This window comes from Sphingomonas taxi (assembly GCF_000764535.1).
Lineage (GTDB): Bacteria > Pseudomonadota > Alphaproteobacteria > Sphingomonadales > Sphingomonadaceae > Sphingomonas > Sphingomonas taxi.
The window spans coordinates 2,093,106-2,113,990 of the sequence record NZ_CP009571.1 but is presented as its reverse complement, the minus strand read 5'-3'; the positions used below and the strand labels follow the sequence as shown (position 1 = coordinate 2,113,990).

Below are 20,885 nucleotides of genomic sequence, written 5' to 3'. Positions count from 1 at the left end.
ATAAAGGCATCTTTATATCGTTATGAGGCAGTGATGCGCAGCAGCTATATCTTCACGTCCGAGTCCGTTTCCGAAGGCCATCCCGACAAGGTCGCCGACCAGATCAGCGACACGATCGTCGATCTGTTCCTGTCCAAGGACCCGGAGGCGCGTATCGCCTGCGAGACGCTGACCACCACCAACCTCGTCGTGCTGGCGGGCGAAATCCGCTGCAAGGGCGTCTATGAGAATGGTGCCTGGGCCGACGGCGCGCTCGCCGAGATCGAGGCCGCCGTCCGTGCGACCGTCAGGCGCATCGGCTACGAACAGTCGGGCTTCCACTGGGAAAGCTTCACCTTCGAGAACAACCTGCACGGCCAGTCGGCGGAAATCGCGATGGGCGTCGACGAGGGTTCGAACAAGGACGAGGGCGCGGGCGACCAGGGCATCATGTTCGGTTACGCGACCGACGAGACGCCGGGCCTGATGCCGGCGACGCTCTATTACAGCCACAAGATCCTCGAGACGATGGCGGCCGACCGCCATTCGGGCAAGGCGCCGTTCCTCGAGCCCGACGCCAAGAGCCAGGTGACGCTGCAATATGAGAATGGCGTGCCGACGCGGGCGGTGGCGCTCGTCGTCTCGACGCAGCACAAGGCGGGCTATTGCCTGCAGGGCGACAATGCCGACGCCGCCAAATATGACGTGCTCAAGGATTACGTCACCGGCGTGCTGACGAGCACGTTGCCCGAGGGCTTCGTCACCGACGAGACCAAGGTCTATATCAATCCGACCGGCGCGTTCGAGATCGGCGGGCCGGACGGCGACGCGGGCGTCACCGGCCGCAAGATCATCGTCGACACCTACGGCGGTGCGGCGCCGCACGGCGGCGGCGCATTCAGCGGCAAGGATCCGACCAAGGTCGATCGTTCGGCCGCCTATGTCGCGCGCTATCTCGCCAAGAACGTCGTCGCCGCGGGCCTCGCCAAGCGCTGCACGATCCAGCTCAGCTATGCGATCGGCATTGCCGAGCCGCTGTCGGTCTATGTCGACACGCACGGCACCGGCACGGTCGAAGAAGCGAAGCTGGAGCAGGTGCTGCCGCAGCTCGTGCGCCTGACGCCGAAGGGCATCCGCCAGCATCTCAAGCTGAACGCGCCGATCTACGTCAAGTCGGCGGCCTATGGCCATTTCGGTCGCGAGCCCGAGGGCGACCTGTTCACCTGGGAAAAGACCGATCTGGTCGAGCAGCTCAAGGCCGCGGTCGCCTGATCGGTTCGATCAGGGTTGTGTGAACGACACCCTCTCGCGTCGCCGGACGCGGGAGGGTGTTTTCTTTTGCCGGTGGGGCAGGGCGCGTTTCGCGGTCGCGTCGGGCGAACCGTCGCCTTATCGGCGGTAGGCGTCGTTGATATCGGTCATCCAGCCGGCCTTGGGCGCCGCGGTGACGCCGCGTGGCTTACGGGCTTCGTCGAGATCGATCGGCTCGGCGAAGCGAATGCCGGCGAGCCGGTCCTTCACCCACATGACCTCCCCGGTCAGTTCGGTGATATGGCCCATTTCGATAGCGAGCATCATGCCCGCGGCGAGATCGCCGTCATTGTCGATGCACGCCCCTGAGCGCGACAGGTTGCGCACACGCCGCTCACTCTGGCCGCCGCCGGGAAGACGGACCGCGGCGCGGACGATGACGCTGTTGCGCTTCTCGCGCAGAGGTTCGGGAGGGATGTTCATAACGCTTCCGTATCGGTGGGCCTAGCACGCGGTGGACGGCAAACCCAGAACAACTTGGCTCAAACTGGTTGGACTTTCTCGGCCGGCGGCGGCGCGAAATGGTTGAACACGGCGTCGACCAGCGCTTCCGACGCCCAGCCGATCGCGCCACCGACCAGCACGTCGGAAAGGTAATGGTTGCCGGCGACCGGCTGGATCGCGGCGACGGCCGCGACGCCGAGTGCGGCGGGGGTGGCGGCGCCGTCGATCTCGCGCGAAACGGCCCGTGCGACCGCGACCGCGCCGGCGGTGTGGCCCGATGGAAAGGAATTGAGATCGTGGTCGTCGCTATCGCCCGGTTCGAACCGGTGATCGCCCTCGTCGATCGCCTTGGCGGGGCGGGTGCGGTCGATCGAATGTTTGATCGCGCTTTTCATACCGGTGGCGACGAGATGCGCCGCGAGCATCCGCGTGCCGCCGCGGATCATATCGGGCCGCCGCCCGACCAGTCCCGCCGCGATCGTCGCGATCGAGGCGGTGATGAGCTGCGGCTGGTCGGCCACCTCGCCAAGGAAGCTGGCGAAGCGCACCGGCAGCGTATCGCGATTCGCCGCCGCATCCCGGGTCAGATGACGATCCACCCGTTCGACCGTCTTCGCGGCCGTCTTCGCCTTGCTCACTGCTCTTCTCCCTGCGGCGGTTCGCCGCGTACCTGTGCGTGCGCGAGCACCGCGAAAATGCCGGCGCCACCGACGAGATTGCCGAGCACCGCCGGCGCGATCAGCCCCGCCAGCGTCTGGACGACGCCGGTCTGGCCGGCGAACAGCAGCAGGAAGGCTTCGCTGGAACCGACGATCGAATGGCTGAAGCCGGCGATCGTCAGGATGTATGTGAAGATGAAGATCACGGCCACGCTCTGGCTGCGCGCATTGGGCAGCGCCCAGGCGAGGATCGCGATCATGAAGCCGGCAGGGATCGCGTTGACGAAGGTGCGGCCGGCGGACAGTTCCGTGATCCCCGCCGAGATGGCGAGCGCGGCGTGACGGATCGCGTCGCTGCCCATCGCGCCGGTGGCGATCGCCAGCCCGGCGAGCGCGGTGCCGAGCAGATTGGCGACGAGGACGATGCTCCACAGCCGCAGCGTGCGGGCCAGCGCCCAGCGCGACGGCCGCGTCACCAGCGGCAGCATCGCGGTGATCGTACTCTCGGTAAACAATTGCATCCGGCCGAGGATCACCGCCATGAAGCCGACCGGATAGCCCAGGCCGCTGACCAGCTCGCGCCACGGCGCATCGGGCAGGGCCGCGTGCAACGCCGCCTCGGTCAGCAGCGAGACGCTGATCGCGATGCCGGCGGCGAGCGCCGACCAGAACAATTGCATCGCGGGACGGCGCAACTCGTCCTCCCCCGATTCGCGCACCGTACGGTGGAGCGTCTTGGCATCGGCGGCCTTGAGGCCGTCGCCATCGGGGGCGTCGTCGGTCATGTGACGGTGCAACGGACCGCCGCCCCGCTTTGCTCCGCGCGGTGCGGGCGAATGCGGCGTTTCCCTGTGGCGCGTTGTGTTCTAGGGCGCGCCACCATGAACGATCCCGCCACCATCCGCCGCCTCTACGGCCGTCGTCAGGGCCATAAGCTGCGCATCGGCCAGGCCGCGCTGGTCGAGGACACGCTGGCGCCGTTGAGCGTGCCGGAGACGGGTGCGCTCGATGCGCGGGTGCTGTTCGGCGATGACCGCCCGCTGGAGCTCGAGATCGGCTTCGGTGCCGGCGAGCATCTCGCGGGTCAGGCGACGATGCGGCCCGAGACCGGGTTCATCGGCTGCGAGCCGTTCCTCAACGGCGTGGTCGGCGCGCTCGGCCATATCCGCGACGGTGGCCTCGCCAACGTGCGGCTGCATATGGGCGATGCGCTGGAGGTGGTCGAGCGGCTGCCCGATGCGAGCCTCAGCCGGGTCTATCTCCTCCACCCCGACCCCTGGCCCAAGGCGCGCCACGCCAAGCGGCGGATGATCAATCACGGCCCGCTCGACGCGATCGCCGCCAAGCTGAAGCCGGGTGCCGAGTTCCGGCTGGGGACGGACGATCCGACCTATTGCCGCTGGGCGATGATGATCATGAACCAGCGCCGCGACTTCATCTGGACGGCACGGACGCCGGCGGACTTCCTGACCCGGCCCGACGACTGGCCCGAGACGCGCTACGAACGTAAGGCGCGGCGGCAGGGCCATGAGGTGTGGTATTTCCGGTATATCCGGCAATAGGCTGCGGGGTTCGTGAGCCGTTCACGCCTGTAGGGCAGGGGCCTTGTTCCCGCTGATCCCGATGCAGCGATTGTCAGCGGGGTTCCTGCTCACGCGGGCTCCGTGCAGGGCGCCAAACATGCGTTAGGCGGGTCTTAACCATATAACGGTATTGCGATCGCCAAGGCAATTCGGCCCGGCGCCCCGCCAGCTTGTGTCACTACGGACGGCGGGGCGTCTTCTATCTTTGATCAGGCCCCATATCGCTCGTTGCCGCCACTGGCGTTGCAATAGCGGCCGCTACCCGGTCCGACGCAGATAGTGTGGCCGGACACGGAGCATGAGCCAGCCGAGTTCTGAGCCGAGGCGTGCTTTTAATTTAACCGTCCTGCCGGGCCAGAAAGCGCAAGCTCGCAACTTTCCACGCGTCCCGTCTTTGTTTGGATGGGGCGGCATGTGCCCGGTCGGATCGCCAACCCGAACCTGCTGAGCGTTGCGATCCCCGCTGCGTCGGTCGGTGCTTCCGCCAGCGATCGCACGAAAGGGGCTGCCCGGATCATGCTCTGCGCCCGCGCGCCCAGCAAATCACCACGTGTCAGCGGAAACGTCCCGCCCACCCGCACGAAGCGCGCGTCGTCGGGAAAGGCATGGATCAGGAATCCGAGCGGCGTATCACCCGGCAGAACATAGACCGTTCCCGTGCGATGAAGCGCCGTCATTCCCCGCGCGCCGAACCAGTCCGCGGTGAACGGTGCTCGCCCCCATCCCGCGTGATGCGTCGTCATCGACAGCAGGACCGCCGCAACGATCATCACGCGCGGCGTCCAGCGATCACGCACCGGCGGCAACATTCGGAGCGCTGCGAGGACCAGCACGCCGCTCAGCAACTCGATCGTCACGAGATAGCGCAGGATGGCGAAGGCGAATAGCCACACGAGATAGGTGGCCAAGGCAAACGTTGCGACCAGCAGCGCTGCGCTGGATCGCCCGTCCCGATTATCGCGGCGCACGATGCAGCCAATTGCCACCAATACGGCAGCGGACAGGCCGATGGGGTAACGTCGATCGACCAGCGGCACTTCGGTCCCCGGCGTCCTGTCGCCGATCAGCCAATGCCAGGGATAGCTGACGATCCCGGACCAATCCCGCGGCAGGAACGTCGTGTCGATCACCGGCGAGGCAGGCGCGAACGGGGACCGGAACAATTGATTGAAGATCGGGAACACCGGATTGCCGAACATCGTCCACATCCGCCACGCCCACCATCCCCCGGTCAGCGCAAACCCGGCTGCGCCCCCGATCGTCAAAGCGACGACCGCCGCCGGTGACAGCCTGCGAACGAGCACGCAGGCTGTCACGGCCCCAGCGAGGCCGATCACCAACGGCACGTTCGTCAGCTTCAACCCACACGCCGCGCCCATCAAGATTCCGGCAACGGCGACGCAACGCTGGGCTCTGGCGGGATCAGAGGACCGCATGGCGACGATCACCGCGTAGATCGCGCCTAGAACGGCGATGCTGAGCGTCGAATCGAGGAAGGTCGTTCCCGCCTCGCCGAACATGATGGCGCCGCTCATCCCGATCGCGACGCAGGCATAGCTCGCGCGCACCCGAGCCTCGCGCGGCAGATCTCCAGCGACGGCGTCGGCAATGAGATAGATCAACGGCGCGTTCAGCCCGCTCGCCGCCGCCAGCGCGGCTGACGCCAGCCACGGGGGCAAGGACGTTATCGCCAGAAAGGCAGGGATATAGCCGATCGGGTTGAACCATGATTGCAGCCCCGACGGCGCGACATTGACGTCGTAGCGCCCACTCAACAGCAATGCCGGCGATGCGAAGTGATAATTCAGCAGGTCCCAATTATAGTCCTGCCCCGACAGCCAGCCGACCACCATCATCAGCACGACGCCTGCAAACCCCGCGATCACCGGGTTCGCTGGCCGCCGCCATATCTTCGACGCCGCGCCCGAACCTGCGTCTGCCGCAATGAGACTTATCCGGCGCATGACGATCCGGGGTAATCCGGGCGTGGTTAAGGTCGCGTGATCGGCCACCCGGAGGATTAGATGGTGGGATCGGTCATGGAGGCAATATGGCTTTGGGAAGTCTCGGCGATCGGCATCGCCGTCTGGGCATCAAGCCTTGCCTCCCGTTCGAAAGGGGTGGGCACTAGTCCATAGCGCGGTCAGCGCAGCAGCGCGCCGATCGCTTGCAGGATGGTGGCACCGCCGAGCGGCGCGATCAGCAGCAGCACGATGTTGACGCCGACGACGACCTCCATCGTCTTGCGTTGCCGCGGGGTCAGGCGGCGCGGCGGCGGCTTGGGTTCCCAACGGGGTGGGGGTGGTTGGTCGCGGAAGTCGACGAACATGGACCCTCCTCGTGCGTCAGCGGCGACGCTTCTTCTTCGGCTCGGGCGCGGGCCAGGCCGGTAGCGCGACATACACGATCGGGAGCACCCTGGCGATGGTCCGTACGCCGTCGACCGCGGGGTTGGCGGGAAATTGCGCACGTGCCTTGGCGAAGATGAAGCGCGCGCGGGCGGCGCCCGGCGCGGTCGCGCTGGTCCCGACCCAGCGCCAATGCCACGGCTCCCACTTCACATTCTGCTTGTTGCCGCCGGGGAAGGACATTTCGAAGCCGAAGCGCGGCGCATTTGCGACCAGCCAGCGCGCCGCCGGCGTCGCCGCCATGCACGCCTCGGCATCGGGGCAGCCGTTCGCCGGGCGGACCGCGAAATCGAGCGCATAGCCGGTCGAATGTTCGCTGTGGCCGGGCGGCGCGACCGAGATCGCGCGGGTCGCGTCGGGATCGCCGCCCGCATCGGGATGTTCGCGGCAGAAGACGCTCGCCTGACGGATGATCGAGCGGTGGCAGGAGAGCGCGCGAAGCTGGCCCATCACCGTCGGATCGCCCTGCGCCGCGGCGAGCAGCCGCTCGAGATCGGGGATCATGTCGCGGCGGACCATGCAGCCGTTGAGCGCGAAGCCCGCCGGCGCGGCCACCAGTTCGTCGGGTGGCGCGTCGCCATAGGGAAGGTGGCCGTAGACGCGGCCGTCGCGCGCCATGCTCGCCGAAGCGCCGGCGCAGACCTGCGCGGTCGCGGGGGTGGCGAGGGCCATGGTGGCGAGCAGAAGAGCGGCGCGACGCATCGCGCGCCTCTGGCGCGGACGGGCAGGGAGTGGCAAGGCGTTTCTCATGCATGGCGACCGCGTATTGTTCATCGACGGCGAGGCTCTGGTCATCGACAAGCCCGCGGGCTTGCCGGTCGACAAACCGCGCGACGGCTCCCTCAGTCTGGAGAATCACCTCGATTCGCTGAAGTTCGGCTTCCAGCGCTGGCCCACCGCGGTGCACCGGCTCGACCGCGACACCAGCGGCTGCCTGCTGCTGTCGCGCAATCCCAAGGCGCAGGCGCGCTTCCAGCAGGCGTTCGAGCGCGGCGAGGTGGAGAAACGCTATCTCGCGATCCTCGCTGGCGTGCCGGAGGCAAGCGAGGGCGTGATCGAGATGCCGCTCGGCAAGGTCAGCACGCGCGAGGAGGGCTGGCGGATCGTCGAGGACCCCAAGGGCAAGGCATCGCGCACCGCCTGGCGGCTGCTCGCCACGCGTGACGGCCGCGCGCTGGTCGAGTTCCGGCCGACGACCGGGCGGACGCACCAGATCCGCGTCCATGCCGCGAGCGGGCTCGGCCTGCCGGTGGTCGGCGATCCCGTCTATGGCGCCGGCGAGCCGGGCGGCATGATGCTGCATGCGGCGGCGCTGACCGTGCCACGCGCCAACAAGGACCCGATCGTCGCCGAGGCGCCGCTGCCCGAGCGGTTCGGCGTCTGGCCGGGGATCGTGTCGGCGGCGCCGGCGGACTAGGCGACCCGCCGTGCCGCTGATCCAGGTGACGCGATCGATCGCGATCGACGAGCGCGAGGTGGAGGAGAGCTTCACGCGTTCGTCGGGACCGGGCGGGCAGCACGTCAATACCACCGACAGCGCGGTGCTGCTGCGCTTCGACGTCTGGGGCTCGCCCAATCTGCCGGATCTGGTCAAGCAGCGGATGAGCGTGCTGGCGGGATCGCGGCTGAGCAAGGACGGCGTGCTGACGCTGCGCGGCGAGAGCAACCGCTCGCAGGAAATGAACCGGCGCGAGGTGCGCGAGCGACTGGTCGCGTTGATCCAGGAAGCGACGATCGTGCCGAAGAAGCGCCGGCCGACCAAGCCGAGCAAATCGGCGAAGGCGCGGCGGGTCGACGAGAAGAAGGGGCGCAGCTCCGTGAAGGCCGGGCGCGGGCGGGTGCGGGTGGAGTAGGGGCGATGCCCTCTTCGTTGCGGCGATGAGGGGGCGGACGGTATGCAATGTGGTTTTTTGATCCTTCCGTCACCCCGGACTTGTTCCGGGGTCCACTCTGCGGCGAGGAGAAGGCTTGAGGGGGGACCGCTCCCCTGCCGCCCGGTGGACCCCGGAACAAGTCCGGGGTGAAGGAGAAAGCTTGAGAAGAACCGCCCGTATGCAAGGGCTTCCAGTGGCCGGGGAGGAATTGGGTCTGCACTATATGCGTTGCACCGTATCGCCCCTACATCGCGCGGCATGTATCAGTTCGACATTTCCGCCGGCTCGAAGGCCGATCTGTATCGCGATCTGCTGTCCGCGCTCGATGCGCTGACCGCGGACGAGCCCGATGCCATCGCCAATATGGCCAATGCCTCGGCGCTGATCTGGCAATATCTGCCGGACCTCAACTGGGCGGGCTTCTATCGGCTGGTCGGCGACGAGCTCGTGCTCGGGCCGTTCCAGGGCAAGGCGGCGTGCATCCGCATCGCGCTCGGCAAGGGCGTGTGCGGCACCGCGGCGGCGACGCGGACGACGCAATTGGTCGAGGACGTCCATGCCTTTCCCGGCCATATCGCCTGCGACGCGGCGAGCCGGTCGGAGCTGGTGGTGCCGATCGTCCGAGACGGAATGCTGGTCGGCGTGCTCGATCTCGACAGTCCGGAAGCCGCGCGCTTCGATGCCGAGGATGCCGCCGGCTGCGAGGCGCTCGCGGCATTGTTGGCGAGCCGAACCCTTTGATCCGAAACGGGACTGCCGGCGGTCTGGCGACTCCGGGGGTGAAATGATAGGCTGATTGCTAATGTGACGTTAACCGTCGGCGTCGGGGGCGGCGTACGGGCAACAGGGAGAAGACGATGCGGACGTGGTGGATTGCGACGGCCGGCCTGGTGCTGGGTGCCGCCGGCGGTGCGGATGCGCAGCGGGTGATCGCACATGGTCCCGATGGCCCGCGCGCGGGGGCCGGCTATCCCGCGCCGGCCGTGGGCGTGGCGCCGCCGAAGACGATCCAGTCCTGGCAGGCGCCGCGCGGCGGCTACCGTCGGCCGGTCGCCGCCCCCGCGGGTCAATCGCGCTGGGGCAGCAAGGTCGGTGGTCGCTGGTGGGGCGGCGCCAACGCGCCCGGCGGCTGGAGCGCCTATCGCCGGCCGTACCGCGGCTATGCCTTGCCGCGCTACTGGGTCGCCCCGCGCTTCTACGTCACCGACTGGCAGGGCTATGGCCTGAGCCGGCCGATGCCGGGTTACAATTGGGTGCGCTATTACGACGATGCGGTGCTGATCGACGCGCGCGGATCGGTGTTCGACACGCGTGATGGCATCGATTGGGACGGTTATGGCGGCGACGGCTATGCGACGGACGATCGCGGCTACGACGATCGCGGCTATGACGACCGGAGCTACGAGCCGCGCAGCTATGCGCGGCGCGACGATGGTCTGGGTGGCGCCGTGGTCGGCGCGGCCGCTGGCGGGGTCGCGGGCAATGTGATCGCCGGCCGCGGCAACCGCCTCGGCGGGACGGTGATCGGTGCCGGCGTGGGCGCCGCCGCGGGCTATGCGATCGATCGTGCCGAGGATCGGCGCGAGCCGCCGCCGCCGGCCTATCGCCGTGACTATGACGTGCCGGTCGCGCCGGATCGCGCGCCACCGCCCCCGCCGGTCGGTTACGCGCCGGGCGGAGAGGCCTGGCGTTCGGCCGACGGGACGACGACGGTGACGACGTCGAGCGGCAGCGGCGGCTATTATCGCGGCGGCTATTATTATCCGGGCGCATCCTCGACCACCGTCGTGGTGCAGAGCGCACCGGTGGTGACGACGACGACCACCGAGACCTATGAGGATGCGGTGACCTATACGCGGCATCCGGCGGTGCGGACCAAGACGCGGCGGGTGTGGCGGCCGGCGCCGAAATGCAACTGCCGGTGATGGTGCGGGCTGCCGGCTGACCGGACGGGATACTTGGGCCTTCGTGAGCCTCCCGATTTACCCCGGCGAAGGGCGTCCCCCCTCCAGTGTTCCCGCGAAGGCGGGAACCCAGGGTCAGGCAAGACACCGAATGTTTGCGCGTGACTCCTGGGCTCCCGCCTGCGCGGGAGCACTAATAGTCTTTTTGCGGACGTTGCACGAAGTCAGGGTCGTGTCGGGAAGGTGGTTGTACGTCGTCACGTAACCTCCCCCCAACGAAACCCAGCCTTCGTCGAGCCTTAGCCGATCCCAAGATCCGCCGGGCCGAAGGCGTGCGGGAGCAACTCCGACAATCGGTAGCTGGCGATCGCGTCGCCTTCGGCCCCGCCGCAATGGACCGCGAGATCGCGGCCGCCGAGTTGCGCCGCCTCGTTGAGCACCTGGCGGCACCGCCCGCACGGACTAACCGGGGCGGTGCCGGTGGCGCGGCCGTCCGCATCCATCGCGCCGCCGATCACCCCGACCGCGACGACCTCGCGCAGCCGGCCGGCGGCGCTGGCGGTGGCGATCGCCACCGTCTCGGCGCAGAGCGACAGGCCGTAGCTGGCATTCTCGACATTGGCGCCGGTAATCAGGCTGCCGTCGGTCATCAGGAGCGCCGCGCCGACCGCGAAGCGCGAATAGGGCGCGTGAGCGTGACGCGCCGCCTCGCGCGCGGCGGCGATGAGGCGGGCAGGGGTTTCGATGGGGTCTTGGGTCATGGTGCGACGACGTCCCAGTTCACGGGGCCTTCGATGCCGTCGATGCGGCGGATGTCGCTCGCGCGCCACATCCGCCACGCACGCGCGGCATAAGCGGGGGGGAAGAGATTGGCGGTCGCCCAGACCGGGCGCTCGATCGCCGCCGAAATCGTATAGTCCGACTCGACGGGCTTGCTGAGGCGCAGCAGCACCGGCTTGCGGGTGTGCGTCTCGACCATCGTGATGAAGGTGCGCAGCTCGCGGACGAGGTCGGCGCGTTCGGGCCGGGCGGTACAATCGGCGCGATAGTCGACGTCGACCGCGGCGGGCAAGGCGTCGGCGGTGCGCGGCACAAAGGCGTTGAACGCATTCGCCTGGTCGGCGCCCGGCTGGCACAGCGAATAGAGGTGGACCGCACCGCGGCGCAGCCCCGCCTCGGGCACCGCGGACCAGTTCGCCTCGAACCCCGGATCGCGGCGGTCCTTGCCGGAGGTGGCGACCAGATAGGCGAAGTCGGCGCCGCGCGCGCGCACAGTGCCCCATTCGATCGCGCCGGGATTCTCGGGCAGGTCGAGGCCCTGCAGCGGATATTGGCTGGCGGCCGGATGCCAGCCGGTCGCGAAGCTCCAGCCGCCGATGCCGATCGCCCCGGCCGCGACGAGGACGCCGGCTGCCTTGAGAAGGAAGGATGCCATCAGCCGCGCAGGTGCAGCACGCAGATCAGCGTGAACAGGCGGCGGGCGGTGTCGAAATCGACGTCGATCTTGCCGGCGAGCCGCTCGCGCAAAGTTTCGGCGGCTTCGTTGTGGACGGCGCGGCGGGCCATATCGACGGTCTCGATCTGTTGCGGGGTGGAGGCCCGTATCGCCTGGTAATAGCTATCGCAAATCGCGAAATAGTCCTTGATCGACCGGCGGAAGCGGCCGAGCGCCAGCACCAGCGTCTCGAGATGGCTGCGATCCTCGCGGTGGATGTGGATGCCGAGCCGCCCCTCTGCCGATTCGAGCGTGATGCGATAGGGGCCGGCATAGCCGTCCGCATGGACGCGCTGGGGCGCGAAATGATTGCCCTCCAGCAGGTCGAAGATCGCGATCCGCCGCTCTTGCTCGACGTCGGCCGAGCGCCAGCCGATGCTGTGCTCGTCGAGCGTCACGTCGATGATCCGCGGGTCGGCCATCGTCGTCCGATAGTGGGCGATGCCGATTACGACAATTACGAGTTTGTCCGTCGGGGCCGCGCGGGGGTATGATCGGCGTCATGGCCACACTCGCATTCCCGATTCCGGCGACTCCCGCCGAACCGCTCCAGCTGCCCCGCAACGTCGAAGCCGAAGCCGCGATGCTCGGCGCGATGATGATCGACAACCGGCTCGCCGACGACCTGCTCGACCGGCTCGAACCGGCGCATTTCTACGAACCCGTCCACGGCCGCATCTTCGCGGCGATCAAGACGCTGCGCGTCAACGACATGCTCGCGACGCCGGTGACGCTGCGGCCGATGTTCGAGGCGGACGAGGGGATGCGCGAGCTGGGCGGGCCGTCCTATCTCGCCAGCCTGACCGGCTCGGGCGCCGGCCTGATCGGCGCGCGCCAGTTCGCGACGCAGATCTACGATCTCGCCATGCTGCGCGCTTTGGTCAGCGTCGGCCGCACGCTCGTCGAGCGGGCGATGGATACGTCCGAAGAGGTCAATCCGCGCGCGCAGATCGAATTGGCCGAAGAGGAGCTGTACAAGGTCGCCGGCGACGGCGGCGCGGAGAATGCCACCAAGACCTTCGCGCAGGCGACGACGATGGCGGTCAAGATGGCCGAGCGCGCGCTCAATTCGGGCGGTCACCTGTCGGGCGTCACCACCGGGCTCGACAGCGTCAACGCGAAGATCGGCGGCATGCACCATTCCGACTTGATGATCCTCGCCGGCCGTCCGGGCATGGGCAAGACCTCGCTCGCCACCAATATCGCGTTCAACGCGGCGCGGCGCTGGATGCGCGACATGGCCGACGGCATCCCGCCGAGCGAATCGGTCGGCGCCAAGGTCGTCTTCTTCAGCCTCGAAATGAGCGCCGACCAGCTCGCAACGCGTATCCTCGCCGAGCAATCGGGGATCAGCTCCGAATCGCTGCGCATGGGCAAGATCAGCAAGGCCGAATTCGGCCAGCTCGCCGCCGCCGCGGCGGAGCTGGAGACGCTGCCGCTGTTCATCGACGATACCGGCGGCCTCAGCATCAGCGCGCTGCACACGCGCGTGCGGCGTCTCCAGCGGCGTCACAACAACGAGATCGGCCTCGTCGTGGTCGACTATCTCCAGCTGCTGACCAGCGGCGGCAAGGGCGGCAAGGAGAATCGCGTGCAGGAGATCTCCGAGATCTCGCGCGGGTTGAAGACGCTGGCCAAGGACATGAACGTGCCGGTGCTGGCGCTGTCGCAGCTCAGCCGTGCGGTCGAAAGCCGCGAGGACAAGCGGCCGATGCTCTCCGATCTTCGCGAATCGGGGTCGATCGAGCAGGACGCCGACATGGTCTGGTTCGTGTTCCGCGAGGATTATTACACGGGGCAGCGCGAGCCGAAGCGACCGATGGAGGGAGACGAGGCCAAGGTGTTCGAGGATCACGCCAAATGGGCGAGCGACATGGAGCGCGTCTATGGCCTCGCCGAGCTGATCGTCGCCAAGCAGCGTCACGGCTCGACCGGCAAGGTGGTGCTGAAATTCGACCCGACGATCACCAAGTTCAGCGACTACGCGGGCTATTGATCGGGCGTATACTGGCCCCATTCTCCCCGTCACCCCGGACTTGTTCCGGGGTCCACCGTGCGGCGAGGAGAACGGCTTGAGGCTCGAACGCTGCTCTGGCGGACGGGTGGACCCCGGAACAAGTCCGGGGTGACGGGTTTTGTGGGCTCGGCGCTGGCGCGCTGCGTCGACGCGGACGGTTACGATCCCGACAACCATATCGTAAATAATCAGGCGGTTGCCGTAGTCAGCGCCATCCCGTTCAGCCTAGAGCGAGGTGCACGGTGCCACGGACTCCACGAGGGCGTTTGCCCGGGGGAATATGATGAGACGAACGACTGCGGCGGTGATGATGGCCGCGATGCTCCTGCCGGTGGTGCCGGTTTCCGCACAGGTGACGCCGCCGGCGCCGGTGGTGCCCGTGCCGGTGCCGGCGGTCCAGGTCGTGCCGCCGGTGGTGATGCCGACGGTGCCGCTGCCGCAACTGACCGAGGCGCAGGCGACGCAGCTCGCCAAGCTGCTCGGCAAGGATACGATGGCGCAGGGGCTGGCGCTGGTGCCGCCGCCGACGGCAACCGCCGAGGCGCGCGATGCGCTGGTCCGCGAGGCGCTGGATCATGCCCGTGCGGTCCATGCCGGGCGGCTCGCCGAAACGGATTTCCAGCGCGACTGGGGGCTGCGCCCGCCGGTGTTCGATCCGCTGCCCGGCTTCGCCGATGCGGTGAAGCGCGACCGGATCGCCGCCTGGTTCGCGGCGCTGCCACCGCCTTACGCCGGCTATGACGGGCTGAAGCTCGGCCTCGACCGTTATCGCGGCATTGCCGCGGCGGGCGGCTGGCCGACGCTGGCGGGCGGCCCCGATCTCGGCTTCGGCGCCACCGGTGCGCGCGTCGTCGCGCTGCGCCAGCGGCTCGCGGTCGAAGACAAGGACGTCGCGACCAGCGGATCGACGTTCGATGCCGAACTGGTCGAGGCGGTGCGCCGGGCGCAGCGCCGCTACGGCCTCAACCCGACCGGCACCGTCTCGACGCAGACGCTCGCCGCGCTGAACGTGCCGACCGCGGCGCGGGTGCGGCAGATCATGGCCAATATGGAGCGCTGGCGCTGGCTGCCGCAGGACCTGCCCAAGGATCGCATCCAGGTGAATATCGCCGCTGCGGTGCTGACAGTATTCGACGGCGACGCGCCGGTGATGTCGATGCGCGCGGTCACCGGCCGGCCGGGCGACGAGACGCCGATGCTGTCCTCGACGATCCACAGCATCGTCATCAACCCGCCGTGGAACGTGCCGACCTCGATCGCCACCAAGGAATTGTGGCCCAAGCAGAAGCGCGATCCGGGTTATTTCAAGCGCAACGGCTTCCGCGTGATCGACGGCACCCGCCTGCAACAGGTGGCCGGTGACCAGAGCGCGCTGGGGCGGTTCAAGTTCGACTTCGACAACGCCTTTTCGGTCTATCTCCACGACACGCCGTCGCGCGCCAAGTTCGCCAGCTTCAGCCGGCTCGCCAGCCACGGCTGCGTGCGGCTGGAGAAGCCCGCCGACCTCGCGCAACTGCTGCTGAAGGGCGATCCGGCGTGGACGCCCGAGGCGATCGACGCGGCGGTGGCGAAGGGCGATACGGTCCGCGCGCGGCTGACCAAGCCCGTATCGGTCTATCTGCTCTACTGGACCGCATTCGCCAGCGGCAGTGGCCAGATGAACTTCCGCGACGATCCCTATGGCTGGGACGGGACGCTGGCGGCGAAGATCGAGGCGCGCTCGGCGCGTCAGGCACTTGTGGCACGATGACGAGGAAAACGATGAGCTTTCGCACCAGGACGATGACGGTGGCGGTGCTGGCCGCCGGGCTGCTGGCGGTGAGCGCCTGCTCGCGCTCCGAGCCCGAGGGGCCGATGGACGACAATGCGCTCGGGCTCGATCAGCCGATGACCAATGCGACCGACGATATCGCGCCGGTCGAGACGCCGAGCGCGATCCCAGAGCCGACGCCGGACGCCAATGCCGCCGCGGCGATCGAGCCGCCGCCCGAGGCGCCGATCAAGCCCGACGCGCAGGTGCTCGACGACGCCGATGCGACCGGCATGACCGCGCGGGTGACGCGCGACGAGGTGCCGGCCCGCGACGAGACCGCAGTCCCGAACGACCAGGCTCCGCAATAAGGGACGCGGCATGACGACGGTGACGCGCCGCACGGTCCATGGCTGGTGCGGCGCCCTGGTCTTATTGGGTGGCCTCGCCGCGGCGGTGCCGGCGGCGGCGGTGACGCGGCCGGTGTCGGCGATCCTCGTCGATGCGCGCGACGGCACCGTGCTGTTCGCGGAGAATGCCGGCATCGTCCGCCGGCCGGCGTCGCTGACCAAGATGATGACCTTGTTCCTGACCTTCGACGCGCTCGATGCGGGGACGCTGCGGCCGGGCGATGCGGTGCGCTTCTCGCGCTATGCCGCGGCGATGCAGCCGTCAAAGGTCGGCATGCGGCCGGGCGCGTCGATGACGGTCGAGGAGGCGATCCGCGCGGTCGCGGTGATCTCCGCCAACGATGTCGCGGTGGCGCTCGCCGAGCGGATCGGCGGTACCGAGGACCGGTTCGCGCGGATGATGACCCAGAAGGCGCGGGCGCTGGGACTGCAGGATACGTCGTTCACCAATGCGACCGGGCTGCCCGGCGCCAATCTGACGACGGCGCAGGACATCGCGCGGCTGTCGATGGCGCTGCTGCGCGACCATCCCGGCCGCTATGCCGCCTTCGGCACGCGATCGTTCAGCTGGGCGGGGCGGCGCGTGCAGAACCACAATCACCTGCTCGGCGCCTATCCCGGCGCCGACGGGATCAAGACCGGCTATACCGCCGAAGCGGGATTCGCGCTGGCGGCCTCGGCCAAGCGCGGCGGCCGGCGGCTGATCGCGGTGGTGATCGGCGAGCGCTCGGTGGCGCTGCGCGACCGCCGCGTTGCGCAGATGCTGACCGAAGGGTTCGCCGAACCGGAGCGCGCGCCGGAGCGCGGCGAGCGGCCGGATACGCTGGAGGAATGGCTGAGCAAGGGTCGGTAAGGGCGGCATCGTCCCCTCCGTCACTCAAGACGATCGCATATGGCTGCGATTATGATGGCCGATCGGTTTCCTCATGGAATCCGTCACCCCGGACTTGTTCCGGGGTCCACCGGTCCGCGAGGGAATGGTGTCGAATCAAGCCTTTCTCCTCGCCGCCGGGTGGACCCCGGAACAAGTCCGGGGTGACGGGGTGGTCTTGGAAGACGGCAGGCCCGCACGAACGTCCCGATGCGATAGCCCTCTCTCGTCATCCCGGCTTTTGCCGGAGATGACGAGAGAGGGGCCTTACCGCCGCGGTGCGCGGCCGCCGAAGGTCGGCAGGCTCTCGCTGCCGTCCGCGCCGAGCGACGACACTGCGAAGAACGTGTCGTCCACGGGCAGTTGCGGCATCGTCGCGTTCGTCCCGGTTACGTCCTTCGACTTCGCCCAGGCGGCGGTGTCGTTCGCGCGCCAGCGGATGCGGTAGCCGACCGCGCCCGGCACCGGCGCCCAGCTCACCTGCGTGTCGCGAGAGAGGTCGCCGACCAGCCCGACGCTCGCCGGCGCGGCGGGGGCGGCGGCGAGGCGCGCGAGGGTCGCGGCGTTGATCGCGGTGACCTTCGCCAGATAGGCGAAATCCATCCGGTCGATCGTGTCGCCGTAGACGATGCCCTTTTCTGTACGCAGGTCCTGATGCTGTGCGTCCCAATTCTCCGCGCCGACGGAGAAGCGCACCGCCGGATAGCCGCGCTTGAGGAAGGGCTCGTGGTCACCGCCGCGGCCGAATCGGTCCGGGCGGCGGTCGATCACCACGTCGAAGCCGCCGGGGATCGCATCGGCGATGCCGTCGATCGTCTTGGCGAGCGCGCGGCTGGGGCCGTCGTCCTCGCCGCCTTCGCCGCGGCGGCGCTGCTGCTGCGGCAGGTCTTCGGACGCGCGTATGCCTTCCGAGAAGACGCGCACGCGGTTCGCGTCGCGGACGCCGCTTTGGCCGATGCTGTTGCCGACGATATCGTTGTTGAGCATCGCGCTGACCTGCCAGCCGCGCGTCGCGGCGGTGTCGGCGAGCAGCTCGGCGCCCCACAATCCCTGTTCCTCGGCGGAGAAGGCGACGTAGACGATCGTCGCGTCGAATTTGCGCTTCGACAGCAGGCGGGCGGTCTCGAGCACGAGCGCGACGCCCGAGGCGTCGTCGTTGGCGCCGGGCGCGTCGCTGGTCGCGTCCATCACGTCGGTGACGCGGCTGTCGATATGGCCGCCGATGATCACCACCCGGTTGGGATCGCGGCCCGGCTGGATGCCGAGCACGTCCTCGACGATCACGCCGTCCGGTGCGCGAGGGCCGGTGAAGCGCCGGCTGATCCGCTCGACCTTGATGCAGCCGCCGCAGTCGCGGCCGATCGCTTCGAACTGCTGCGCCGCCCAGTTGCGCGCCGCGCCGATGCCGCGCTTGGGATCGGTGGTGGTGGACAAGGTGTGGCGGGTGCCGAAGCCGACGAGCGCGCTGACGCTGGCCTTGAGCCGCGCGGGGCTGGGGGAGGGCAGAGGCGCGGCGGCGACCGCGGCGGCGGCGAGGAGCGGGGCGATGATCATCAGGCAGTGTGACGCGCCGCGACGTGGCGCTCAACCCCCTCAAGCCCTTGCGACGACGATCAACTCAGCCGGTCGATCGCCTCGCGGCTGAGCGAGCCCGGGATGATCATCACCGGCACCGGCAGCGCGCCGGCATCGGACCCGGCGAAATGGCTGACCAGCTTGCCCGGCGCCCCCGCCGGCGCGGCACCGAGCACCAGCGCGGCGATGTCGGGATTGGCGGCGATCATCTCGCGGATGATCTTCGGGCCGTCGCCCTGGCGGACGGTGATCGCCGGGCGCAGCCCCGATTCCTCGACCAACGTGCCCGCGGCGGCCGCGACCAGTCCTTCGGCGTGCTGCATCGCCTCTTCCTCGATCGTCGCCTGGACGCCGCCGAAGGCGATGAACTCCTGCGGCGGCAGCAGGGTGAGGATCTCGACCCCGCCACCGGTCTTCACCGCGCGGCGCGCGGCGAAGCGCAGCGCGATCTCCGCTTCCGGGCTGTCATCGACCACCACGAGATAGATACGCATCATTTCGCCCCTTTTCCGCTTCGTGCCGCGTGGGCGAGCGGCGCGCAAGACTTGACCCCCCGCGTCAGGAGCGCGAAGGGAGCCACCTGCTCCCCAGGCAAGAGGACCTGCATGTCGATCGAGATCAAGATGCCCGCGCTGTCGCCGACGATGGAAGAGGGCACGCTCGCCAAGTGGCTCGTCAAGGAAGGCGATAGCGTCAAGTCCGGCGACATCATGGCCGAAATCGAAACCGACAAGGCGACGATGGAATTCGAGGCGGTGGACGAAGGCGTGATCGCCACGATCCTGATCGCCGAGGGTACGGACAATGTGAAGGTCGGCGCGGTGATCGCGATCCTCGCCGAAGAGGGCGAGGATGCCGCATCGGTGTCCGCCCCGACCAAGAGCGACACGCCCGCCCCCGCGGCGAAGGAATCGGAAGCCAAGCCGAACCCGGCCGACCCCAACAAGACTGGCAGTGAGGCCGAGCCCGCCGACCGCACGATCACGCAGGCCGAGGATCACGGCAAGCCCGCCGATACCGGCGAGGCGCCCAAGGCCGCTGCCCCCGCATCGGGCGAACGCGTCAAGGCGAGCCCGCTCGCACGCCGTATCGCCGCCGAGAAGGGCATCGAATTGTCGGGCGTGACCGGCTCCGGCCCCAACGGTCGCATCGTCAAGGCCGACGTCGAGAGCGCCAAGCCCGGTGCCGCAGCGCCCGCCGCCGCGACGCGCGACGCGGCGCCCGCCGCTGCCGCCGCACCTGCGCCCGCAGCGAAGCCCGCGGCCGTGCCGGATATCCCGCACGAGGCGACCAAGCTCAGCAACATCCGCAAGACGATCGCGCGGCGCCTCACCGAGTCGAAGCAGACCGTGCCGCACATCTATCTGACGGTGGATATTCAGCTCGACGCGCTGCTCAAGCTGCGCGGCGAGCTCAACGCCTCGCTGGAGAGCCGCGGCGTCAAACTGTCGGTCAACGACCTGCTGATCAAGGCGCTCGCCGCCGCGTTGATCGCGGTGCCCAAGTGCAACGTGATGTTCACGCCCGACCAGCTCATCAGCTTCAAGCGTGCCGACATTTCGGTCGCGGTGTCGACGCCGTCGGGCCTGATCACGCCGATCGTCGTCGGCGCCGACACCAAGAGCCTGTCGGCGATCTCGACCGAGGTGAAGGACCTTGCCGCACGCGCCAAGGACAACAAGCTGAAGCCCGAGGAATTCCAGGGCGGCACCGCGTCGATCAGCAACATGGGCATGTTCGGGATCAAGCAGTTCGAGGCGGTGATCAATCCGCCGCAGGGCATGATCATGGCGATCGGTGCGGGCGAGAAGCGGCCCTATATCGTCGACGGCGAGCTGGCGGTGGCGACGGTGATGTCGGCGACCGGCAGCTTCGACCATCGCGCGATCGACGGTGCCGACGGTGCCGAGCTGATGAAGGCGTTCAAGGAGCTGGTCGAGCGTCCGCTCGGCATGCTTGCCTGAGGCGATCGTGGCGCGGACGCCCACCTCCCGCACGGCGATCGAGCTGCTCCATCTCGCCGCCGGACTGGTCGCCGCCGCGGCGATGACGTGGGCGGCGGCCTGGGCCTATCCGCTCGGCTATGAGACGATCTGGTGGTGTGGCGCGGGGGCGATGGCGGCGGCGGTGCTGATGAGCATCGGTCCGCTGCGTCGCGCCCGCGCGATCGACAGGAGGCGTGTGTGACCTTGCCCCAGGGTTCCCCGACGATCCGCGTCACGGCGATGCCGGGCGACGCCAATCCCTATGGCGACATCTTCGGCGGCTGGCTGATGGGCCAGATGGATCTTGCCGCCGGCTCGGTGGCGTCGCGTCACGCCGGTGGCCGCGCGGTGACGATCGCCTGCGACGCGATGAAATTCCATGCGCCGGTGCTCGTCGGCGATGAGGTGTCGGTCTATGCGAGGCTGGTCGCGGTCGGCAACACGTCGATGACGATCGAGGTCGAGGCGTGGCGTCGCGCCCGCCACCTTGAGGATTCCACCAAGGTGACGCAGGCACGCTTCGTCTTCGTCGCCACCGACGAGAACCGGGCACCGCGCCGCGTCGCGCCGCTGCCCGATCATATCCCCGATCACATCCATGAACCTCCCCGGTAAGGACT

Annotated in this window: 24 protein-coding genes; 13 read left to right on the top strand and 11 right to left on the bottom strand. The window is 68.5% G+C overall.

The window, feature by feature from the left end; genetic code table 11:
* Positions 1-33: 33 nt before the first annotated feature.
* On the top strand, positions 34-1,251 hold the full coding sequence (metK, locus tag MC45_RS09495) for a methionine adenosyltransferase (RefSeq protein ID WP_038662288.1): 1,218 nt from the start codon (positions 34-36) through the stop codon (positions 1,249-1,251).
* 117 nt (positions 1,252-1,368) lie between these two features.
* On the opposite strand, the gene MC45_RS09490 is transcribed toward metK, so the two are convergent.
* The 3 genes from MC45_RS09490 to MC45_RS09480 are packed head-to-tail and all read right to left on the bottom strand — an operon-like array spanning position 1,369 to position 3,178.
* Positions 1,369-1,713, bottom strand: coding sequence for a PilZ domain-containing protein (locus MC45_RS09490; RefSeq protein WP_038662283.1), 345 nt, complete (start codon positions 1,711-1,713; stop codon positions 1,369-1,371).
* Between the two features lie 59 nt (positions 1,714-1,772).
* Complete coding sequence (locus tag MC45_RS09485) at positions 1,773-2,372, bottom strand: phosphatase PAP2 family protein (protein ID WP_052075599.1); 600 nt, start codon at positions 2,370-2,372, stop codon at positions 1,773-1,775.
* Positions 2,369-3,178, bottom strand: a complete 810-nt coding sequence (locus tag MC45_RS09480; protein WP_038662281.1) for a formate/nitrite transporter family protein — start codon at positions 3,176-3,178, stop codon at positions 2,369-2,371. Before MC45_RS09480 ends, MC45_RS09485 begins: the two co-directional genes overlap by 4 nt.
* A 96-nt stretch (positions 3,179-3,274) precedes the next feature.
* Here MC45_RS09480 and trmB point away from each other — a divergent pair, with 96 nt between their 5' ends.
* Positions 3,275-3,955, top strand: coding sequence for a tRNA (guanine(46)-N(7))-methyltransferase TrmB (gene trmB, locus MC45_RS09475; protein WP_038662278.1), 681 nt, complete (start codon positions 3,275-3,277; stop codon positions 3,953-3,955).
* 353 nt (positions 3,956-4,308) lie between these two features.
* On the opposite strand, the gene MC45_RS09470 is transcribed toward trmB, so the two are convergent.
* The 3 genes from MC45_RS09470 to MC45_RS09460 all read right to left on the bottom strand — a co-directional run bounded on the left by MC45_RS09470 (position 4,309) and on the right by MC45_RS09460 (position 7,086).
* On the bottom strand, positions 4,309-5,988 hold the full coding sequence (locus tag MC45_RS09470; RefSeq protein ID WP_156143813.1) for a hypothetical protein: 1,680 nt from the start codon (positions 5,986-5,988) through the stop codon (positions 4,309-4,311).
* Positions 5,989-6,119: 131 nt separating this feature from the next.
* Positions 6,120-6,305: a hypothetical protein gene (locus tag MC45_RS09465; RefSeq protein WP_038662272.1), complete on the bottom strand. Its 186-nt coding sequence runs from the start codon at positions 6,303-6,305 to the stop codon at positions 6,120-6,122.
* 16 nt (positions 6,306-6,321) lie between these two features.
* Positions 6,322-7,086, bottom strand: a complete 765-nt coding sequence (locus MC45_RS09460) for a M15 family metallopeptidase (protein WP_038662270.1) — start codon at positions 7,084-7,086, stop codon at positions 6,322-6,324.
* Between the two features lie 46 nt (positions 7,087-7,132).
* Here MC45_RS09460 and MC45_RS09455 point away from each other — a divergent pair, with 46 nt between their 5' ends.
* The 4 genes from MC45_RS09455 (at position 7,133) to MC45_RS09440 (ending at position 10,183) form a co-directional block, all read left to right on the top strand.
* Positions 7,133-7,801 carry an RluA family pseudouridine synthase gene (locus MC45_RS09455; RefSeq protein ID WP_038662267.1) on the top strand — a complete coding sequence of 223 codons (669 nt, stop codon included), beginning with the start codon at positions 7,133-7,135 and terminating at the stop codon, positions 7,799-7,801.
* Between the two features lie 10 nt (positions 7,802-7,811).
* Positions 7,812-8,237 carry an alternative ribosome rescue aminoacyl-tRNA hydrolase ArfB gene (gene arfB, locus MC45_RS09450; RefSeq protein WP_038662264.1) on the top strand — a complete coding sequence of 142 codons (426 nt, stop codon included), beginning with the start codon at positions 7,812-7,814 and terminating at the stop codon, positions 8,235-8,237.
* A 279-nt stretch (positions 8,238-8,516) separates the two neighbouring features.
* Positions 8,517-8,999: a GAF domain-containing protein gene (locus tag MC45_RS09445; RefSeq protein ID WP_038662263.1), complete on the top strand. Its 483-nt coding sequence runs from the start codon at positions 8,517-8,519 to the stop codon at positions 8,997-8,999.
* Positions 9,000-9,115: 116 nt separating this feature from the next.
* Positions 9,116-10,183 (top strand): RcnB family protein, encoded by a 1,068-nt coding sequence (locus MC45_RS09440; RefSeq protein WP_038662260.1) that lies wholly within the window; start codon positions 9,116-9,118, stop codon positions 10,181-10,183.
* A 278-nt stretch (positions 10,184-10,461) separates the two neighbouring features.
* Here MC45_RS09440 and MC45_RS09435 read toward each other — a convergent pair whose 3' ends face one another.
* The 3 genes from MC45_RS09435 to MC45_RS09425 are packed head-to-tail and all read right to left on the bottom strand — an operon-like array spanning position 10,462 to position 12,079.
* Positions 10,462-10,923: a cytidine deaminase gene (locus MC45_RS09435; protein ID WP_038662257.1), complete on the bottom strand. Its 462-nt coding sequence runs from the start codon at positions 10,921-10,923 to the stop codon at positions 10,462-10,464.
* The gene (locus MC45_RS09430) at positions 10,920-11,597 is read right to left on the bottom strand and encodes a GH25 family lysozyme (protein WP_038662254.1); all 678 of its coding nucleotides are present in this window, start codon (positions 11,595-11,597) and stop codon (positions 10,920-10,922) included. The genes MC45_RS09435 and MC45_RS09430 overlap by 4 nt, the downstream gene beginning before the upstream one ends.
* The gene (locus MC45_RS09425) at positions 11,597-12,079 is read right to left on the bottom strand and encodes a UPF0262 family protein (RefSeq protein WP_038662250.1); all 483 of its coding nucleotides are present in this window, start codon (positions 12,077-12,079) and stop codon (positions 11,597-11,599) included. The genes MC45_RS09430 and MC45_RS09425 overlap by 1 nt, the downstream gene beginning before the upstream one ends.
* A gap of 80 nt (positions 12,080-12,159) precedes the next feature.
* Here MC45_RS09425 and MC45_RS09420 point away from each other — a divergent pair, with 80 nt between their 5' ends.
* The 4 genes from MC45_RS09420 to MC45_RS09405 all read left to right on the top strand — a co-directional run bounded on the left by MC45_RS09420 (position 12,160) and on the right by MC45_RS09405 (position 16,687).
* Positions 12,160-13,653, top strand: coding sequence for a replicative DNA helicase (locus MC45_RS09420; protein WP_052075808.1), 1,494 nt, complete (start codon positions 12,160-12,162; stop codon positions 13,651-13,653).
* 304 nt (positions 13,654-13,957) lie between these two features.
* Entirely contained in the window at positions 13,958-15,424 is a 1,467-nt protein-coding gene (locus MC45_RS09415) for a L,D-transpeptidase family protein (RefSeq protein ID WP_245640914.1), read from the top strand.
* A gap of 11 nt (positions 15,425-15,435) precedes the next feature.
* Positions 15,436-15,795: a hypothetical protein gene (locus MC45_RS09410; protein ID WP_245640694.1), complete on the top strand. Its 360-nt coding sequence runs from the start codon at positions 15,436-15,438 to the stop codon at positions 15,793-15,795.
* Positions 15,796-15,805: 10 nt separating this feature from the next.
* A complete protein-coding gene (locus tag MC45_RS09405; RefSeq protein ID WP_052075598.1) occupies positions 15,806-16,687 on the top strand; it encodes a D-alanyl-D-alanine carboxypeptidase family protein in 882 nt (293 codons plus the stop codon).
* Positions 16,688-16,972: 285 nt separating this feature from the next.
* Here the strand turns inward: MC45_RS09405 and MC45_RS09400 are convergent, their stop codons facing one another.
* Positions 16,973-18,259: a M20/M25/M40 family metallo-hydrolase gene (locus MC45_RS09400; RefSeq protein WP_038662244.1), complete on the bottom strand. Its 1,287-nt coding sequence runs from the start codon at positions 18,257-18,259 to the stop codon at positions 16,973-16,975.
* A 59-nt stretch (positions 18,260-18,318) separates the two neighbouring features.
* Entirely contained in the window at positions 18,319-18,774 is a 456-nt protein-coding gene (locus MC45_RS09395; protein WP_038667032.1) for a universal stress protein, read from the bottom strand.
* A gap of 111 nt (positions 18,775-18,885) precedes the next feature.
* Here MC45_RS09395 and MC45_RS09390 point away from each other — a divergent pair, with 111 nt between their 5' ends.
* From MC45_RS09390 to MC45_RS09380, 3 genes are read left to right on the top strand one after another with little or no spacing between them, the layout of a single operon-like run.
* On the top strand, positions 18,886-20,244 hold the full coding sequence (locus MC45_RS09390; RefSeq protein WP_038662242.1) for a pyruvate dehydrogenase complex dihydrolipoamide acetyltransferase: 1,359 nt from the start codon (positions 18,886-18,888) through the stop codon (positions 20,242-20,244).
* Between the two features lie 7 nt (positions 20,245-20,251).
* Positions 20,252-20,467: a hypothetical protein gene (locus MC45_RS09385; protein WP_245640693.1), complete on the top strand. Its 216-nt coding sequence runs from the start codon at positions 20,252-20,254 to the stop codon at positions 20,465-20,467.
* Positions 20,468-20,505: 38 nt separating this feature from the next.
* On the top strand, positions 20,506-20,880 hold the full coding sequence (locus MC45_RS09380) for an acyl-CoA thioesterase (RefSeq protein WP_052075807.1): 375 nt from the start codon (positions 20,506-20,508) through the stop codon (positions 20,878-20,880).
* The last annotated feature ends 5 nt before the right edge of the window (positions 20,881-20,885 follow it).